The organism is Mycobacterium sp. DL99, assembly GCF_004762045.1.
Classification (GTDB): Bacteria; Actinomycetota; Actinomycetes; order Mycobacteriales; family Mycobacteriaceae; genus Mycobacterium.
In genome coordinates this window covers 997,013-1,014,179 of record NZ_SJOM01000007.1, presented here as the reverse complement: position 1 = coordinate 1,014,179, position 17,167 = coordinate 997,013, and the positions used below count along the sequence as shown (strand labels likewise).

Here is a 17,167-nt window from a genome sequence, read left to right as displayed (position 1 = left end):
GCGGACGCATGGCGTGAACCAAACGCAGGAGAAAGCCGAACAAGCCCAGCGACGGCGCGTACATCAGAAGAATCCACGGAAACTTGTACCGGACGACGTCCGGTCACATCGGGAGTGAAGGCGGGGACCAAACTCCCCGTGGCGGCGATGCCGCCTGCGCCGATTCAGTGCAGCGCGAGTTGCACGTCGAGCGGGTGAGCGCCCCGACGTGTCCAGTTACCGTCGAATGTCTAGATCGGGTTGATCGCGTTGATCAGCCAGTCCCCGCCGATCTTGCGGTAGTCGACCTTCAACCGGCTGCCGTCGTACAACGGCTGGCGAGACTGATCCGTCACCGTGCGGTTCATGTACACCAGCACCGATCCCGACTCGCGTTCTGCGGTCATGACGCCGATGCCGACGACGCTGATCTGGACGACGAGCTGACGCTTGCGTGCCTCAGGGATGACCTTGGCGGTCGCGTCCTGTTCGAACTGTTGCCGGAAGTCCGGGGCGAGCAGCGGATAGGTTTCCATCAAGCTGCGCTCGACGGTCTGATAGTCGTAGCCGAACACCTTCGGGATCTGATCGGCCGCCACGGCGGGCAACTCGGCCCGGGTGGCCTCCTGGCCGCGTTGCGTCACGCGGTTCCAGTACAGCGATCCGCCGACTGCTCCCAGCGCGACGAACGCCACCGTCAGAAGGCCGATCAGCAGGCCAAAGAGCTTCGAGCGCATCAGTTTCCACCGTCGGGGTACTTGAGGTCATATCCGGTCATGTGCCCGTTGTCGTCCTCGTGAACGATCACCCGCAGGCGGTACGGCCGGGTCGGAGAATTGACGCCGTCCACGTCGGTGACCGTGACGCGCACCGCCACCAGCACCGAGGCGTTCCCGGCGATCTCGTCGACCTTCTCCAGCGCCGCGGCGTTGATCACCGCCTCCGAGCTCGCATTGGTGTCACGGAACAGCGCCTTGAGGTTGTCGGCGTTGCTCCCCTGGCTCATCATGTCGCGCAGTGGGCCGCTGGTGCCGTCGATGAAGCGGTTGACGCTCTCGTCGATCGTGTCCTGGGTGTAGCTGAACATGTTGATCACGGTCTGCTTACCGGCGGCGACGAAGTTCTCGTCGCGGGCCTGCACGGCATCCACCGCATGCTGCTGATCGCGCATGACGTAGGCCAGCACTCCCAGCGCCGCGGTGGACACCGCGAGGACCAGGACCGTCACCAACGCCACCAGGCTGCCGTGGGCACGTCGCCGGGGCGGCGCCTTGAGTGGCGTCAGTTGCGGCGCCCTGGTCGCCGTGCTGGTCAATGAATCGACCACCACGGTGGGTGCCGTCACCTCTACGGCGGTTGCGGCCCCGGTCGGGCCGGCCGCCCTGGACGCGCGCCTACGCACCGGCCTCTGGTTCGAGGCCGTTTCTTCCGTCATCAAGCCTGCCTTGGATCCAGCATCAGGTCTACCCAGGTCTCCGCGGGTGCCAACTTGTCGGCGCCGGCTGCGTACACACCGGTGCCTCCTTCGGCGTCTGCGAAGACCCCACTGTGCTGATCGTAGGTGCCGATCCCGGGAGCGCTGGCCAGAGGTGGTGCCTCGGCCGGCAAGGGCGCTTCAGGAGCCGGTGCCGGCGCTTCCGGCGCCGGTGCGGCTTCGGGTGCTCCCGGAGGCGTCCGGCCGTACGGCGGCACGATCTGGTCCGGCGGCGCGAAGTACGGCCACGGCGGCGGCGGTGTTCCCGGCTTGTTGGGCGGCACCGGTAGCGGGAACGGCGCGTGCGGCGCCGGGCCCGGCCCTGGTTGAACCCCGGGCGGCAACTGCACCGCCGGCGGGCCCGGGTCCGGATCGACCTGCGGCGGGATGTTCGGGAACTTGTTGGGCGGCAGGATGTTGCGCCCGTCCTCGATCGGTGTCCCGTAGGGCACCGGCGGACCGCGCCAGGGGTTACTGCCCAGTGGCACATAGCCCTTGGGATCGCGGCACAGCTGGATGGTGGGTGCCCGCTTTCCTGGGAACTCCATGCACGGGTAGTTACGCGCACCGCGAACCACTGCCGGATCATTCTGCGCGGTCTTGCAGTACAGATCGGACGGAAGCTCGCGCAGCGTCTCGTCGGCCGGTGACCTGATCGAGGTCGCCGGGATGAAGCCTGTCGAGCACGGCGGCGGGTCCTGCAGGTCGATCTTGAAGTCCAGCTTGGCGCCCTCGTCGGCAGGTGCCCCGCCGGCCACGGTCTGCAGCGCAGCGATCAGCGCCGGGAAGACCACCAGCGCCTGCTCGATCGACTTGCTGTAGATCACGCCGATCCGGCCGACGTTGGCCAGGTTGGCCGCCAGCACCGGGAACGTCGGCCGGATACCAGTGAACGCGGTATTGGCAGCCTCGGTGGCGCCCGGAACAGTCTTGAGGGTGGTGCGCAGCTGCGGATCGGCCTTGTTGACCTCGCCGGTGAAACGGGCCAACCCGTCGGCCAACGACCGGATGTTGTCGCCGCTGCGTATCTGCGCTTCCAGGAACGGCCCGGCCTGGTCGATCAGCTGAGTGGTCTGACCGTAGTTGGCGTTGGCCTCGTCGATCAGCAGCCGTGACGATTCGATCAGCCGAGCCAGCTCCGGCCCCGACCCGTTGAACGCCTTGAATGTCTCACGCAGCAGATCCTGCAAACGGCTGTTGCCGATGCTGCTGACCAGGGTGTCGGCTTCGTGCAGCAACCCGGCGATGTCCTGGCCGACCCGGGTGTTCTGCTGTTCGATGGTGGCGCCATTGCGCAGCTTGTTGGTCGACGGTGACTCCGGCGGGATCAGATCGATGTACTGCTCACCGACGGCCGAGACACTCTTCACTGTCGCGGTCACATTGTCCGGGATCGCCGTGTTGCTGTTCAGCTGCATCCTGGCGACCACGCCATCGGTTGCCAGGCCCACCGAATCCACCCGTCCCACCGTGACACCGCGGTAGGTGACATTGGCGTTCTGGTAGATCCCGCCACCGGCCAGGAAGTTGGCGTTGACGTGATAGGTGCCGATTCCCACCGCAGCGGGCAGGTGCAGATAGAACAGCGAAATCGCACCGACGGTCAGGACGGTGACGACCCCGAAGATCATCAGCTGCATACGGGTGAGCCGGTCGATCATTACGGCTTCTCCTCGTGCTGGGTGGCAGTTCCGGCCGGGATCTTGAACGGATCGGCGGCCTGGCCGGACAGGTTGGCCATCGCCCCGGTCAGGAAGTCCGGCGGATTGATCACCTCACTGAGGTGCTTCATGTTCGGGTCGAAGCCCCCGGTGGTGAAGATCGACTCACCGAACCGGCGCAGGGTCAGGTCAAAGGTGACGTACACGTTCAAGTAGTCGCCTCGCACCGCCTGGCGCAGATACTTGTAGTGGAACGGGAACGTCGGAATGAACTCCAGGTTCTTGATCAAGTCGTCAGCGTTGTCGTTGAGCGCCTTGATCACCGGATAGAGATCCTTCATATCGGCCGCAAAATCGTCCTTGGTCTGCGACAGAATCCGCGAGCCGACCTGGGCGAAGCCGCGCAGCGCGGTGAAGGCTTCGACGATGTTGGACCGGTTGTCATTGAGCACCTTGAGCGCGCCGGGCAGCGTGTCGAGCGTGCGGCCCAGGCTGTCCTGGCTCCGGGCCAGGATCGAAGCAAACCGGTTCAACCCGTCGGCCGCGGCAATAATGTCGTTGGTCTGCCGATCCAACGAGGAAGTCAACTCGGCCAGCCGCGGGATCAGATCGGCGAAGGTGCCGGCCCGCCCGGCGACCGCCGCGTAGGCCTCATCGGTGATGTCCTGCAGCGCACCGAGATTGCCCTTGTTGACCACCATGCCCAGCGATGAGAGCACTTCCTCGGTGGTCGGATAACGATCGCTCTGGGACAGCGAGATGTTGGAACCCTGAACCAGGCGCCCCTCGGCCGGTCGATCGACAGGTTCGGCCAACTCGATGTGCTGGGAGCCGAGCAGCGATGTCTGGGCAACGCGCGCAACGGCATTCGCCGGGAGCTTCACGTCACCATCCAGCGACAGTTGCACCGCCGCATAGAAGGTGCCGTCCGAGCGCTGGATCGCATCCACACCCGACACGCTGCCGACGGTGACGTCGTCGACCATCACCGGCGAGTTCTGCGGCAGGGTCGCCACATCGGGCAACTGCACGGTGATGGTGTAGGAACCGGGCCCGTGCCCGGCGGTACCCGGCATGTTCAGCGAGTTGAGTCCGCCGAACTGGCAGCCGGCCAGCAGCACCGCGCCGCTGCCGATCGCCAGCGTACGGCCACCGATCCGTGATGCCTTGCCCCTCAATGCTTTACCCTTCGTCATCCGCCGGCACCAGCCTCAGCGGGTGCGGACGCGGCAGGCGCCGGCGCGGGTCCAGGTGCGGGCCCCACCCCGGTTCCGGCTGCGGGCGCCGGTGCATCCGGTGGCAGGATCAACGAGCTCAGCGTCGCGTCCGGCGGGATCTGCGGCGGGGTTACGCCAGGAGCGTTCTGCCACTGCAGGTAAGGCACCGGCGTCTCCGACTTTGCTTCAGTTTCGGGGGTGTCATATTGGATCTGCCCCTTGTAGGCAGTGATGCTGTTGATGGGATGGAACAACACCGGCGGATAGTTCATCGTGATGCGGCGCAGCACCGGACCCATCCGCTGCCGGCAGATCTCGGCGCGTTTGTAGTTGTCCGGGGTGGTGCCGGTGTCGAAGTTGCCGCCGCACAGGAACTGCACGGGGTTGGCGAAGTTCGGCAGGGTCAGGAGCCCACCAACGGTGCCCTGCGCCGGGTTGTAGATGTTGTAGAAGTTCGCCAGGCCGTTGGGCGTGACGTGCAGGATCTGTTCGATGTCGTCACTGTGGTCGGTGAGAATCTGGGTGAAGTCGGCCAGCTTGCCCACCTGGGCGATCAGCGCATCGTTGTTCTCGTTCAGGAAACCGCGGACGTCACCGAGGGCCTGATTCAGCGTGCCCAGGGTCTCGTCGAGACCACTGGCACTGTCCGCCAGCACCTGCGACACCGACGCCACGTGATTGGTGAACTGCACGATCTGTTCGTTGCTGTTGGACAGCGCGTCGACGAGGATCTGCAGGTTCTTCACCGTGCCGAACAGATCGGTACGCGAATCTCCCAGCCGCCCAGCGGTTTGGGACAACTCACGCAGCGCATTGCGGAACGAGTCGCCGTTGCCGTCGAACGTCGTCGCGGCCTGGTCGACGAACGCCGCGATCGGGCCCTGCACCGAGTTGGCCTGCGGTCCGAGTTGCGAACTGAGCTGGGTGAGTTGCTCCTTGACCTCGTCCCATTCGACGGGCACGGCGGTGCGATCGAGTCCGATCGACGCGCCGTCGGCGATCACGTCGCCCTCCGTGTAGGCGGGAGTCAGCTGAATGAACCTGGCCGACACCAGGTTCGGCGACAGGATCAGCGCCTTGGCATCGGCAGGCACCTTGACGCCGCGGTCCAGGGTCATCTCGATCTTGACATCCGAAGGCCGCGGTTCGATGGAGTCGATCGTGCCCACCGGCACGCCGACGATCCGCACCTCGTCGCCGGGGTACAACCCGACAGCGTTGGTGAAGTACGCGGTGAGCTTGGGGCCGGTGCGTGACGGCCACACCTGGTACACGCCGACGGCGAGGACCGCCAGCAGCACTGCGGCCAGCGCAATGCGCAACCACCGGTTGCGACCGGATACCGAATTCTGTTGGGTCATGGCGATTTCGGCCTAACGATCGTTCGCTCGGAAATGTAGCCGCGCAACATATCGGACAGGCTGTCGGGCAGTTTGCCCGGCTGGAAGTAGGTGTCCAGCAGCACCTCGGCCATCCCGGCCGGCGGCAGGCCGTACAGGTTGATCTGGAAGCCCGGACCGGAGCCGACGACCTCGCCCAGCGCGGTGGCATACCCCGGCAAGCGCTTGAGCGCCTCGCCGATGTGCTCGCGCCGCTCCAGCAGGTTGTCCATCACCAGATTGAGCTTCTCCAGCGCGGGCTTGAACTCCTTGCGGTTGTCGGCGACGAATCCCGAAAGCTGACGCGACACATCGTCGATACCGGCGATCAGATTGCTCAGCGCCTGTCGGCGTTCATCAAGCGCGGCGAACAGCTGATTGCCGTCGGTCAGCAGCTGGTTCACCTGCCCGGCTCGCTTGGCCAGGAGATCCGACACCCGCTTGGCGTGGGTCAACAACCCCTCGAGGGCCTCGTCCCGCTTGTTGATGGTGCGGGACAGGTTCGTGACGCCGTCCAGTGCACCGCGCAACTGCGGGGTGGCGTCACGCAACGTGTCGGTCAACGTCTGCAGCGCCTGCTCGAACTTCGGCTTGTCCAACTCGCTGACGTTCTGCCCGAGATCCTGCAGCGCAGTGTTCAGCGTGTACGGAGTCGTGGTGCGTCCCAATGGGATAACCGTCGACGTACCGACGCCCTTCGGAGTTACCGAAAGCGACTTCTGGCCGAGCACCGTATCAGTCTTGATCGCCACCAGCGATTGGTCGCCGACCTTGATGTTGCGGTCCACGGTGAACTTGACTTTGGCCGCGTCGCCGGCCAGGGCGATCCCGGTGACCTTGCCGACCGTGATGCCCGAGATGTTGACGTCGTTGCCCGGCGAGATCCCGCCGGCATCGCTGAAATAAGCCTCGAACTGCTTGCCCTGCGGGAAGAACGGCAGGCCGGTATAGCCGAACGACACCAGGACCAGACACGCCACCACGAAGATGCCGAGAATCCCGGTGCGCACGGGATTCGACTCACGCGAACTACTCATTCGTCGGCGCACACCTCCCCTTGGACGGGTCCGGCGGGCCGCCGAACGGAATCAGGATGTCGCTGCCTGCCGGTCCATTGACCTTCAACCGAACCGAGCAGTAGAAGATGTTGAAGAACGAGCCGTAGGCTCCGAGTGCGTTGAGCCGCAGGTAGTTCTCGGCCAGCGGCTCGATGACCTTGTTGACATCGCCCTTCCGCTCGTCCAGGCGCTGCGCAAGCGGGCGGACATTCTCGATGACCCCCTGCAGCGGACGGCGGGACTTCTCCAGCATGTCGGTCAGGTCGTTCTCAGCCGAGGCCAGCGGAGCGATCGCACCGGCGATCGGATCGCGCCCCTCGGCCAGACCGGTGATCAGCTTCTGCAGCTCGTCGACGCTGGTGTCGAACTGAGAGCCCTTCTCGTCCACCGTGCTCAGCACGGTGTTGAGGTTCGTGATCACGTCGCCGATGAGCTGATCGCGGGCGGCCAGGTTCTGGGTGAAAGCGCCGGTGCTGGTCAGCATGTTCGCCAACGCGCCGCCCTGGCCCTGCAGCATCTCGATCACCGCATTGGAGATCTCGTTGACCTTCGCGCCGTCCAGTCCTTTGAGCACCGGCCGCAATCCGCCCAACAGCGCATCGAGGTCCAGGGCCGGCTGGGTGTTCTGGGCCGGGATTGTCCCGCCGGGCGCCAGCTTGCGCAGTTCCCCTGGGCCCGAGGTGATCTCCAGGAAACGATCGCCGACGAGATTCAGGTAGCGCACCTTGGCCTGGCTCGAGGTGTAGAGCTGATACCGCTTGTTGACGTCGAAGCTGACATCAACGGTGTTGTCGGAGTTGAGCTTCACCGCGTTGACCTTGCCCACCGGAACCCCGGCGATGCGGACGTCCTGCCCGGCCTTCAGCCGCGACGCCTCGCTGAACGTGGCGTGGTAATCGTGGGCCGCGGCGAAGCGGAACTCGCCAAAGACCACCACCAGCATGGCCGCCACCAGCAGCATCGCAACCGTGAAGATGCCGACCTTGAGCATGGTCCGATCAGTACCCGCGCCGGACGCCATCAGAATCGGTCCCTTTCTGCGAACGCGCCGTTGAACAAGAACTGCAGCGTCGCGGGTGCGTCGAACTGCACCTCGGTGTTCGGCTGGTACGGAACGTACGCGTTGTCGGTGACCACGAACGGGCTGTGATACCAGGTACCGCCGTACTGCTTGGTAGGCACGTCGGGAAGGCCGCGGCAGTTCGGTCCGCCGGAGGCATTCACCATTGGCAGGCTCTCGGGATAGGTGTAGCCCGGGGACCCCGGCAGGAAGTTGGAGTTGACGAACAGTCCTGGGCGGATACCGCCGATGATCGGGGCGAACCGATCAACGCTGATTGCCATGCCTTTCAGGAGGCAACCCAACTCCGGGGAGTAGTCGCCGAGGACCTTAAGCGGTGCCCGCAACCGCTGGATCGCCGCGATGTAGTCGTCAGCCGCCGGTTCCAGGGTGGCGGTGCCATTGTTGGCCAGCCCGGTGGCCGCCAGCAGAGTGGCGTTGAGATTGGTCTTCTCGTCGACGATCGTCTTGTTCAGCGCCGGCACGTTGTCGACGATCCGGGCCAGGTCCGGTCCGGCGTCGCCGTAGATGTTGGCCACCACCGCGGCCTTGGCAAAGTCCTCCTGCAGCGTCGGCAACTTCGGGTTCAGTTGCTGCAGGTAAGAATTCAAGCCTGACAAGGCCGCGCCCGCATCGTCACCATGGCCGCGCAAGCCCTCGCCGAGTGCGGTGAGGGTGGCGTTCAGGCTGACCGGGTCGATCTTGTTGAGCACATCCGACAGCGTCTGGAAGAGCGTGTTCACCTCGAGCTGCACGTCCTTGGCAGCCACCGTGCTACCCGGGCGCAGCGAGGTCGGCTGCGGCTGCGCAGGCGGCTGGAACTCCACCGACTTCGCACCGAAGATCGTGTTGCCCGCGATCCGCACGGTGGCGTTGGACGGGATGTAGCGCATCTCGCCGCGCTTGATGGACAGCGTCAGCTTCGCCTCATTACCGGCGTAGGCGATGTCGGTGACCTTGCCGATCTGGATGCCGCGGTATTTCACCTTGGCGTCGCGCTCCATCACCAGGCCGGCCCGCGGCGCGGTCAGGCTGACGGTGTCGGTCGGCGTGAAGGCCGCCGTGTAGGACAGGTAGGTGAAGACCACTGCGGCGGCCACGATCGCAGCCAGGATCGCAGCGGCGATTCTGACATGACGACGGTGCTTGGAAGGTGCGTCTGCCATAGGAATTCCTGCCACCTACCCGGAAAGGTTGAAGTTGCCGGACGCGCCGTATACGGCCAGGGAGATGAAGAGCGTGATGGTGACGACGACGATCAGTGAGGTGCGCACGGCCTGACCGACCGCAATGCCCACACCAACCGGACCGCCGGATGCGTTGTAGCCGTAATAGGTATGCACGAGCATCACCGCGATCGCCATCACGATCGCCTGCAGGAACGACCAGAGCAGGTCGCTGGGTATCAGGAACGTATTGAAGTAGTGGTCGTACAGACCCGCCGACTGACCGTTGATGAACACCGTGGTGAACCGCGCGGCGAAGAACGCGGCCAGCACTGACAGCGAGTACAGCGGCACGATCGCGATCAGGCCGGCCAGCAGTCGGGTCGAGACCAGATAGGACACCGCATGGACCGCCATCGCTTCGACGGCGTCGATCTCCTCGGCCACCCGCATCGCGCCGAGCTGAGCGGTGGCGCCCGCGCCGATCGTGGCGGCCAGGGCGATACCGGCGATCACCGGTGCCACGATGCGCACGTTGAGGAACGCCGACAGGAAGCCGGTCAGGGCCTCGATGCCGATGTTGCCGAGCGACGAGTAACCCTGCACCGCGATCACGCCGCCGGAGGCCAGGGTGAGGAACGCCGCAACACCGACGGTTCCGCCGATCATGACCAGGGCGCCTGCGCCCATGGTCATCTCGGCTACCAGCCGGATGGTCTCCTTGCGGTAGCGGTTGACCGCGTTGGGCAGGTACCGCATGGTCTCGCCGTAGAACAGTGCCTGCTCGCCGATGTTGTCGACGGTCTTGGGCACACTGCGGAACAGCCGCCTGAAGCGGAGGGTGGCGTCATAGCTCATCGCACAAGCACCCGGACCCCGATAGCCGTCATGATCACGTTGATCACGAACAGGCAGATGAATGCGTAGACCACCGTTTCGTTCACTGCGTTACCGACACCCTTCGGGCCTCCTTTGACGGTCAACCCGCGGTAGCAGCCGACCAGGCCGGCCACCACGCCGAACAGCAGTGCCTTGATTTCGGCCAACACGAGCTCGCCGAGCCCGGTCAGCACGGTCAGGCCGTTGATGAAGGCGCCGGGGTTCACCCCCTGGAGAAATACCGAGAAGGCGTAGCCGCCGGCGATGCCGATCGCACAGACCAGGCCGTTGAGCAACAGCGCGACGAACATCGACGCCAGCACGCGGGGGACGACGAGCCGTTGGATCGGATCGATGCCAAGCACCCGCATGGCGTCGATCTCTTCGCGGATGGTCCGGGCGCCCAGGTCGGCGCAGATCGCCGTGGCGCCTGCACCGGCCACCACCAGCACGGTCACCACCGGGCCGAGCTGGGTGATGGTGCCGAAGGCGGTGCCCGCGCCGGACAGGTCGGCAGCACCGATCTCGCGAAGGAGGATGTTGAGCGTAAACGCGACCAGGACCGTGAACGGGATGGCGACCAGCAGGGTCGGCACGAGCGAGACCCGGGCGATCATCCAGGTCTGATCCAGGAACTCCCTGAACTGGAACGGTCGACGGAACATCTTGGCGAAGGTGTCCAAGGACATCTCGACGAAGCCGCCCACGGCCCGGGCCGGAACCGCAAGCTGTTCGATCAACCTGGGCTCCGTTCTCGGGGTACTCGGATGGGGGAAAATTTTGCGGAAACTCGCGTTAGCGAAAAATTGACGGCCACATGTCGTGGCTGCCCTCCCACCCCTTGGTCTTATTGCGCTCTTAGTGAGCCGGATCATATTAACTAGAACATGTTCGCACTGTCAAAGAATTCAAATTATTAGCTTCAACAGCGGTTTTCCCAGCTCAGGACACGTTAGATGTACTAGCAACTAGAACTTGTTCCAGTTGCGTTAAACCACCCTCAACGAGACCGTCAGTCTCGTGAGGCCATCAGTTCGGTGGCCGAGAATCCACGTCCCAGGTCACGATCAGCAAAGTAATCGTGCAGTGTCCCGCTGAGGTCTGCCGGGTTCCAGGCATCGGAGTCCGCAGTGAAGTGCTTCTCCGCTGTGGGCGGCGCGACCAACGTGACAGTTGGACCATAGACGATGAACAGCTGAGCGTTGACGGCTTCGGACGCAGGCGAGGCCAGGAATCGAACCAGTGTGACGACGTGGTCGGTCGACAGGGGGTCGACCTGGCCGTCGGCCGCCTCGGGCGCGTCGCCGAAGACGCCGGCGGTCATGGCCGTGCGGGCCCGCGGCGCGATCGCGTTGGCCCGTACGCCGAAGCGCTCCAGGGCCCGGGCCGCCGACACCGTCAGCGCGGTGATGCCCGCCTTGGCGGCACCGTAGTTGGGCTGGCCGACCGGACCCGAGAGTCCGGCCTCCGACGAGGTGTTGATGATCCGGCCGTAGACGGTGCCATCCCCCGCCTTGGCCTTGTTGCGCCAGTAGACCGCGGCATTGCGGGTCAGCAGGAAGTGGCCGCGCAGGTGCACGGCAATGACCGCGTCCCACTCCTCGTCGCTCATGTTGAACAGGATCCGGTCACGGGTGATGCCCGCGTTGTTGACGACGATGCTCAGGCCACCCAGACCGTCGGCGGTCGCGACCAGCTCGTCGGCGGTCGAGCGCTGGCTGATGTCCCCCGCCACCGCGACACCCTTGGAGCCGGCGGCCGCGATCTCGTCGAGGACGTCAGAGGCATCCAGCGCACCGGCCATGTCGTTGACCACCACGGTCGCCCCGGCCTTCGCCAGGCCGATGGCTTCGGCACGGCCCAAGCCCGCAGCCGCGCCGGTGACCACGGCAACTTTTCCGGACAGATCGATCTGAGCGTCGTCGGTCATTTATGAATACCTCTAGTCTTTTCGGATCAGGGCTGCACGGGGGCATTCGGCGATGGACTGCTCGGCCAGATCCTCCTGGTCGGCAGGCACCGGATCGGACTTGACCACGGCATAGTCGTCGTCGTCAAGATCGAACAAATCAGGGGCAATACCCACGCAGACCGCATTGCCTTCGCAGCGATCACGGTCAACTTCTACTCGCATGGCGACCTCCTCACGACGTGCGCGCGCACGGGGCTGCGTGCGTGCAGCCACAGAATACGACCACACCTGACTGATACCCGTCAGGCACCGGCCTGGATCCTAAGACTAGAACGTGTTACAACGAGGTAAGAACTCAGGTCTCTCAAGCAGTAAGGATGCAGCGGAATGCGGATCGGTTACACCCCCGAGCAGGAGGAGCTGCGCCGCGAATTGCGCGCATACTTCTCCAAGTTGATGACGCCCGAGCGGGTAGAGGCACTCAGCTCGTCCGAGGGCGAGATGGGACGCGGCAACGTCTACCGCGAGACCGTCTCCCAACTGGCGCAGGACGGCTGGCTGACGCTGAACTGGCCGAAGGAGTACGGCGGTCAGGGTCGCTCCCCGATGGAGTCGCTGATCTTCGCCGACGAGGCCGCCATCGCGGGCGTACCGGTGCCGTTCCTGACCCTCAACAGCGTGGCGCCGACCATCATGGCGTTCGGCAGCGAGGAACAGAAGAAGTTCTTCCTGCCCAAGATCGCCTCCGGCGAGCTGCACTTCGCCATCGGCTACTCCGAGCCCGGCGCAGGCACCGACCTGGCGGCGCTGCGCACCACCGCGGTGCGCGACGGTGACGACTACGTCATCAACGGCCAGAAGATGTGGACCAGCCTGATCGCCTACGCGGATTACGTATGGCTGGCGGTGCGCACCAATCCCGAGGCCAAGAAGCACCGCGGCATCTCGATGCTGATCGTGCCGACCACGGCCGAAGGTTTCTCCTGGACACCGGTGCACACCATGTCCGGTGTGGACACCAGCGCCACCTACTACCAGGACGTGCGCGTCCCGGTGACCAGTCTGGTCGGCGAGGAGAACGCCGGCTGGAAGCTGGTGACCAACCAGCTCAACCACGAGCGCGTCGCGCTGGTGTCGTCGCAGCCGATCTATGTTGCGCTGGACGGGGTCCGGGAGTGGGCGCAGAACACCAAGGACGTGCACGGCAAGCGGCTGATCGACTCCGAGTGGGTTCAGCTCAATCTGGCCCGGGTGCACGCCAAGGCCGAGGTGCTCAAGCTGATCAACTGGAAACTGTCTTCGGCTACCGAGGCCCCGTCCCCGGCGGATGCGTCGGCGGCCAAGGTGTACGGCACCGAGCTGGCCACCGAGGCCTACCGCCTGCTGATGGAGGTGCTGGGCACATCGGCCACGCTGCGCCCGGACAGCAAGGGCGCGCTGCTGCGCGGCCGCGTCGAGCGGTTCCACCGCTCGGCGCTGATCCTGACCTTCGGCGGCGGCACCAACGAGATTCAGCGTGACATCATCGGCATGGTCGCGCTCGGCCTGCCCCGAGTGAACCGGTAAGGACGGCACACCAATGGATTTCAAGACGACCGAAGCGGCCGCCGATCTGGGTGGCCTGGTGCGCACCATCACCGAGTCGGTGTGCACCCCCGAACGCCAGCGTGAGCTCGACGCGCTGGAGCAGCGTTTCGACGCGGATCTGTGGGCCAAGCTGGCCGAAGCCGACGTGCTGTCGGCCGCGGCGCCGGAGTCGGTGGGCGGCGGTGGATTCGGCGTGCTCGAGCAGGCCGCCGTGCTGACCGCGCTGGGCCGCCAGTTGGCCGCCGTGCCGTACCTGGATTCGGTGGTGCTCGGCGCCGGCGCGCTGGCCGCGTTCGGGTCCGAGGATCTGCGTACCGGGTGGGCGGCACCGGCCGTGGCGGGCGACAAGATCCTGGCGGTGGCCCTGGACGGCGAGATGGGCCAGGGACCGGTTCAGGCTCAGGCCGACGGTTCGGGCTACCGGCTCACCGGCACCCGCACCCAGGTGAGCTACGGACCGATCGCGGACGCGTTCCTGGTGCCGGCCGAAACCGATTCCGGGGTCAGCGTTTTCCTGGTTTCCGGCGATGATCCGGGCGTGACGGTCAGCGTGCTGAGCACCACCGGCAAGGGCAGCGTCGCTCATCTGGAGCTGCAGGGCACCACGGTGGACGCCGCCCGCGTCGTCGGCGGCGCCGATGTTGCTCAGTGGCTGACCACGCATGCGGCGTTGGGCCGCAGCGCCTTCCAGCTCGGCGTGCTGGAGCGGGCACTGGAGCTGACATCCGAATACGCCCGCGAGCGCGAGCAGTTCGACCGGCCGATCGGCAGCTTCCAGGCGGTCTCGTCGCGGCTGGCCGACGGCTACATCGACATCCAGGGCCTGCGCCTGACGCTGACCCAGGCTGCCTGGCGACTGTCGGAGGATCTGCCCGCCGACATCGATGTCGCCAGTGCGGCGTTCTGGGCCGCCGAGGCCGGGCATCGCGTCGCACACACCACGGTGCACGTGCACGGCGGGGTCGGTATCGACATGGATCACCCGATCCATCGGTACTTCCTGACCGCCAAGCAGACCGAGTTCGGTCTCGGTGGGGCGACCGGGCAGTTGCTGCGCATCGGCCGCGAACTCGCGGACACCCCGGTCTAGGGATGTGGGGTCCAACCGCGAGGCCGACCGTCACCGAGCTGCTGGTCCCGCTGGCCGAGGTCACCGATCGTGGCCTTTACCAAGAGGATTCGTTCGTCAGCTGGGCCGACCACATCGCTGCCGGTGCACAACTGGCCGCGGCGCTGCGGGCACGGTTGGACCCCACCAAACCCCCGCACGTCGGGGCGCTACTCGGCAACACCACGTTCTTCTCCAGCCTGCTGGTGGCCGCGGGCCTGAACGGGCTGGTACCCGTCGGGCTCAACCAGACCCGCCGCGGTGAGGCACTCGCCCGCGACATCGCCAAAGCCGATTGTCAGCTGGTGCTGACCGACAATCCCGACGCGGTCCCGCCCGGGGTGGATTTCATCGATGTCGAATCCGCCGACTGGGCAGCCGAACTCGCGTCGTATCGGGACACCCCGGTGACGTTCGCCGAGTTGTCGGCCGACGACCTGTTCATGCTCATCTTCACCTCGGGAACCAGCGGCGACCCCAAGGCCGTTCGGGTCACCCACGACAAGGTGGCGTTTCCCGGCTGGATGCTGGCCGACCGATTCGGATTGGGTCCGGCCGACACCGTGTACCTGTCGATGCCACTGTTCCACTCCAACGCGATCATGGCCGGCTGGGCCGTCGCCGCCGCGGCCGGCGCGTCGATCGCGTTGCGGCGCAAGTTCTCCGCATCCGGTTTCATGCCCGACATCCGGCGCTACGGCGCCACCTACGCCAACTACGTCGGCAAGCCGCTGTCCTACATCCTGGCCACCGAACCGGCCCCCGACGATGCCGACAATCCGCTACGAATCCTCTACGGCAACGAGGGCGCGCAGCGGGATATCGGCCGGTTCGCCGAGCGGTTCGGGGTGACCGTGGTCGACGGATTCGGTTCCAGCGAGGGCGGTGTCGCGATCGCCCGCACCCCCGACACCCCCGAAGGCGCCCTCGGCCCGCTCACCGACCAGGTGGCGATCGTCGATGTGGACACCGGCGAGCCGTGCCCGCCCGGGGTGGTCGGCGAGTTGGTGAACCCGACCGGCGCGGGCTGGTTCCGCGGCTACTACAACGATCCCGACGCCGAGGCGGACCGGATGACCGGCGGCGTCTACCACACCGGAGACCTGGCCTACGTCGACGAGAACGGCTACGCGCACTTCGCCGGGCGCCTCGGCGACTGGATGCGCGTCGACGGCGAGAACTTGGGAACCGCGCCGATCGAACGGATCCTGTTGCGCCACCCCGATGTCGCCGAGGTGGCGGTGTATCCGATTCCTGACCCAAACGTGGGCGATCAGGTGATGGCCGCGCTGGTGCTGGCCGGGGATGCGGTGTTCGACGCAGGCAAGTTCCGGGCGTTCCTGGCCGAGCAATCCGATCTGGGCCCCAAGCAGTGGCCGTCGTATGTCCGGATCGGCCCCGCGTTGCCGCGTACCGAGACGTTCAAGGTGATCAAGCGGCAGTTGACCGCCGAGGGCACCGAGTGCGCCGACCCGGTCTGGCCCATCTCCCGCTAACCACGCACCACGCAGCGGGTGCCGCTGTACACCGTCGGCATGCATTTCATGCAGTGCACACAGAGCCCGGCGGCCGCCGCGCCGTCCTGAAACCGGTTGACCAGAGCGGGATCTCGCAGCAGCGCCCGGGCCATCGCGACGAACTCGAAGCTCTCGTCGAGTGCCGTCTGCACAGTGGCCAGCTCGTTGATGCCGCCCAACAGGATGAGCGGCATGGTCAGCGCCTCACGGAACTGGCGAGCCAGCGGCAGGAAGAACGCCTCTTCGAAGGGATAGGTCTTGAACAGCCGCGGGCCGAGTATCCGCAGGCCCAACCCCACCACCGTGGGCTGGGAGGCGATGAACTCGTCGAGCGGTACATCGCCGCGGAAGTAGTACATCGGGTTCTGCAGCGAGCTGCCACCGGTCAGTTGCAGGGCGTCCAGATGCCCGTCGGCCTGCAACAGTTTCGCAGTGGGCAGGCTGCCGGTGAGCCAGAAGCCGCGGCGCACACCGTCGTCCATGTTGAATTTCGCGGTTACCGCGATGGACTCGCCGACCTCGGCGCGGACCCGCTCGGCGACGCGGCGGGCCAGTTCTGCGCGTCCGGCGGTGCTGCCGCCGTACTCGTCGCGACGTTTGTTGAGGTTGGGGCTGAAGAACGAACTCAGCAGGTAGCCGTGGCCCATGTGGATCTCGACAGCGTCGAACCCCGCCTCGACAGCGTTGCGGGCGGCCACGCCGAACTGGTCGACCACGGTGTCGAGCTGTTCCGGTGCGGCCGCTTTCACCAGCCCCATTGCCGGCGCACTGATCCGGGTACTCGGTGCGAGCGAGCGCGCGCGGTTGGACAGCGTATTGGCGACCAGACCTGCGTGTCCGATCTGGGCACAGACCAGTGCCTTCTCCCGGTGCACCGCTTCGGTCAGCCGCCGCAGCGCGGGCACCGTCTCGACGTTGAGGATGACGGTGTCGCGATGCACCCGGCCGCCGGGCGAGATCGCGCAGTAGGCGACGGTGGTCATCGCCGCGCCGCCGCGGGCCACCTCGGTGTGGAAGTCGATCAGGTCATCGGTTACCTGGCCGCGGGGCATGACGCCCTCGAACGTCGCGGCCTTGATAAACCTGTTCTTGAGGGTCAACGGCCCCAGCCGCATCGGTGTGAACGGTTTCGATACCATTGGCATCGAAATATAGCAGCCAGGCGGGAGA

General features: G+C 65.8%; 16 protein-coding genes. 3 read left to right on the top strand and 13 right to left on the bottom strand.

The window, feature by feature from the left end:
- Positions 1–230: 230 nt before the first annotated feature.
- The 12 genes from EYZ64_RS04980 to EYZ64_RS04925 all read right to left on the bottom strand — a co-directional run bounded on the left by EYZ64_RS04980 (position 231) and on the right by EYZ64_RS04925 (position 12,007).
- Complete coding sequence (locus EYZ64_RS04980) at positions 231–716, bottom strand: mammalian cell entry protein (protein WP_135452347.1); 486 nt, start codon at positions 714–716, stop codon at positions 231–233.
- Positions 716–1,414 carry an Rv1363c family protein gene (locus tag EYZ64_RS04975; RefSeq protein WP_135452345.1) on the bottom strand — a complete coding sequence of 233 codons (699 nt, stop codon included), beginning with the start codon at positions 1,412–1,414 and terminating at the stop codon, positions 716–718. The genes EYZ64_RS04980 and EYZ64_RS04975 overlap by 1 nt, the downstream gene beginning before the upstream one ends.
- A complete protein-coding gene (locus EYZ64_RS04970) occupies positions 1,414–3,114 on the bottom strand; it encodes an MCE family protein (protein ID WP_135452343.1) in 1,701 nt (566 codons plus the stop codon). Before EYZ64_RS04970 ends, EYZ64_RS04975 begins: the two co-directional genes overlap by 1 nt.
- On the bottom strand, positions 3,114–4,310 hold the full coding sequence (locus EYZ64_RS04965; protein ID WP_135452341.1) for an MCE family protein: 1,197 nt from the start codon (positions 4,308–4,310) through the stop codon (positions 3,114–3,116). Before EYZ64_RS04965 ends, EYZ64_RS04970 begins: the two co-directional genes overlap by 1 nt.
- The gene (locus tag EYZ64_RS04960) at positions 4,307–5,692 is read right to left on the bottom strand and encodes an MCE family protein (RefSeq protein WP_135452338.1); all 1,386 of its coding nucleotides are present in this window, start codon (positions 5,690–5,692) and stop codon (positions 4,307–4,309) included. Before EYZ64_RS04960 ends, EYZ64_RS04965 begins: the two co-directional genes overlap by 4 nt.
- Positions 5,689–6,747 (bottom strand): MCE family protein, encoded by a 1,059-nt coding sequence (locus EYZ64_RS04955; protein WP_135452335.1) that lies wholly within the window; start codon positions 6,745–6,747, stop codon positions 5,689–5,691. The genes EYZ64_RS04960 and EYZ64_RS04955 overlap by 4 nt, the downstream gene beginning before the upstream one ends.
- Positions 6,740–7,789 (bottom strand): MCE family protein, encoded by a 1,050-nt coding sequence (locus EYZ64_RS04950; RefSeq protein ID WP_135452332.1) that lies wholly within the window; start codon positions 7,787–7,789, stop codon positions 6,740–6,742. Before EYZ64_RS04950 ends, EYZ64_RS04955 begins: the two co-directional genes overlap by 8 nt.
- Positions 7,789–8,994: an MCE family protein gene (locus EYZ64_RS04945; protein ID WP_135452330.1), complete on the bottom strand. Its 1,206-nt coding sequence runs from the start codon at positions 8,992–8,994 to the stop codon at positions 7,789–7,791. Before EYZ64_RS04945 ends, EYZ64_RS04950 begins: the two co-directional genes overlap by 1 nt.
- A 15-nt stretch (positions 8,995–9,009) precedes the next feature.
- Positions 9,010–9,852 carry an ABC transporter permease gene (locus tag EYZ64_RS04940; protein WP_135452328.1) on the bottom strand — a complete coding sequence of 281 codons (843 nt, stop codon included), beginning with the start codon at positions 9,850–9,852 and terminating at the stop codon, positions 9,010–9,012.
- A complete protein-coding gene (locus EYZ64_RS04935) occupies positions 9,849–10,613 on the bottom strand; it encodes an MlaE family ABC transporter permease (RefSeq protein WP_135452326.1) in 765 nt (254 codons plus the stop codon). Before EYZ64_RS04935 ends, EYZ64_RS04940 begins: the two co-directional genes overlap by 4 nt.
- Before the next feature lie 272 nt (positions 10,614–10,885).
- Positions 10,886–11,803 (bottom strand): 3-oxoacyl-ACP reductase, encoded by a 918-nt coding sequence (locus EYZ64_RS04930; protein ID WP_135452324.1) that lies wholly within the window; start codon positions 11,801–11,803, stop codon positions 10,886–10,888.
- A gap of 12 nt (positions 11,804–11,815) precedes the next feature.
- On the bottom strand, positions 11,816–12,007 hold the full coding sequence (locus tag EYZ64_RS04925) for a ferredoxin (protein WP_036391771.1): 192 nt from the start codon (positions 12,005–12,007) through the stop codon (positions 11,816–11,818).
- 165 nt (positions 12,008–12,172) lie between these two features.
- Between EYZ64_RS04925 and EYZ64_RS04920 the strand changes: the two genes are divergently transcribed.
- From EYZ64_RS04920 to fadD17, 3 genes are read left to right on the top strand one after another with little or no spacing between them, the layout of a single operon-like run.
- Positions 12,173–13,351 carry an acyl-CoA dehydrogenase family protein gene (locus tag EYZ64_RS04920; protein ID WP_135452322.1) on the top strand — a complete coding sequence of 393 codons (1,179 nt, stop codon included), beginning with the start codon at positions 12,173–12,175 and terminating at the stop codon, positions 13,349–13,351.
- A 13-nt stretch (positions 13,352–13,364) separates the two neighbouring features.
- A complete protein-coding gene (locus tag EYZ64_RS04915; protein WP_135452320.1) occupies positions 13,365–14,462 on the top strand; it encodes an acyl-CoA dehydrogenase family protein in 1,098 nt (365 codons plus the stop codon).
- 2 nt (positions 14,463–14,464) lie between these two features.
- Positions 14,465–15,976: a long-chain-fatty-acid--CoA ligase FadD17 gene (gene fadD17, locus EYZ64_RS04910; protein WP_135452318.1), complete on the top strand. Its 1,512-nt coding sequence runs from the start codon at positions 14,465–14,467 to the stop codon at positions 15,974–15,976.
- Here the strand turns inward: fadD17 and EYZ64_RS04905 are convergent.
- Positions 15,973–17,136 carry an NADH:flavin oxidoreductase gene (locus tag EYZ64_RS04905; protein WP_135459816.1) on the bottom strand — a complete coding sequence of 388 codons (1,164 nt, stop codon included), beginning with the start codon at positions 17,134–17,136 and terminating at the stop codon, positions 15,973–15,975. The genes fadD17 and EYZ64_RS04905 overlap by 4 nt on opposite strands.
- Positions 17,137–17,167: the final 31 nt, after the last annotated feature.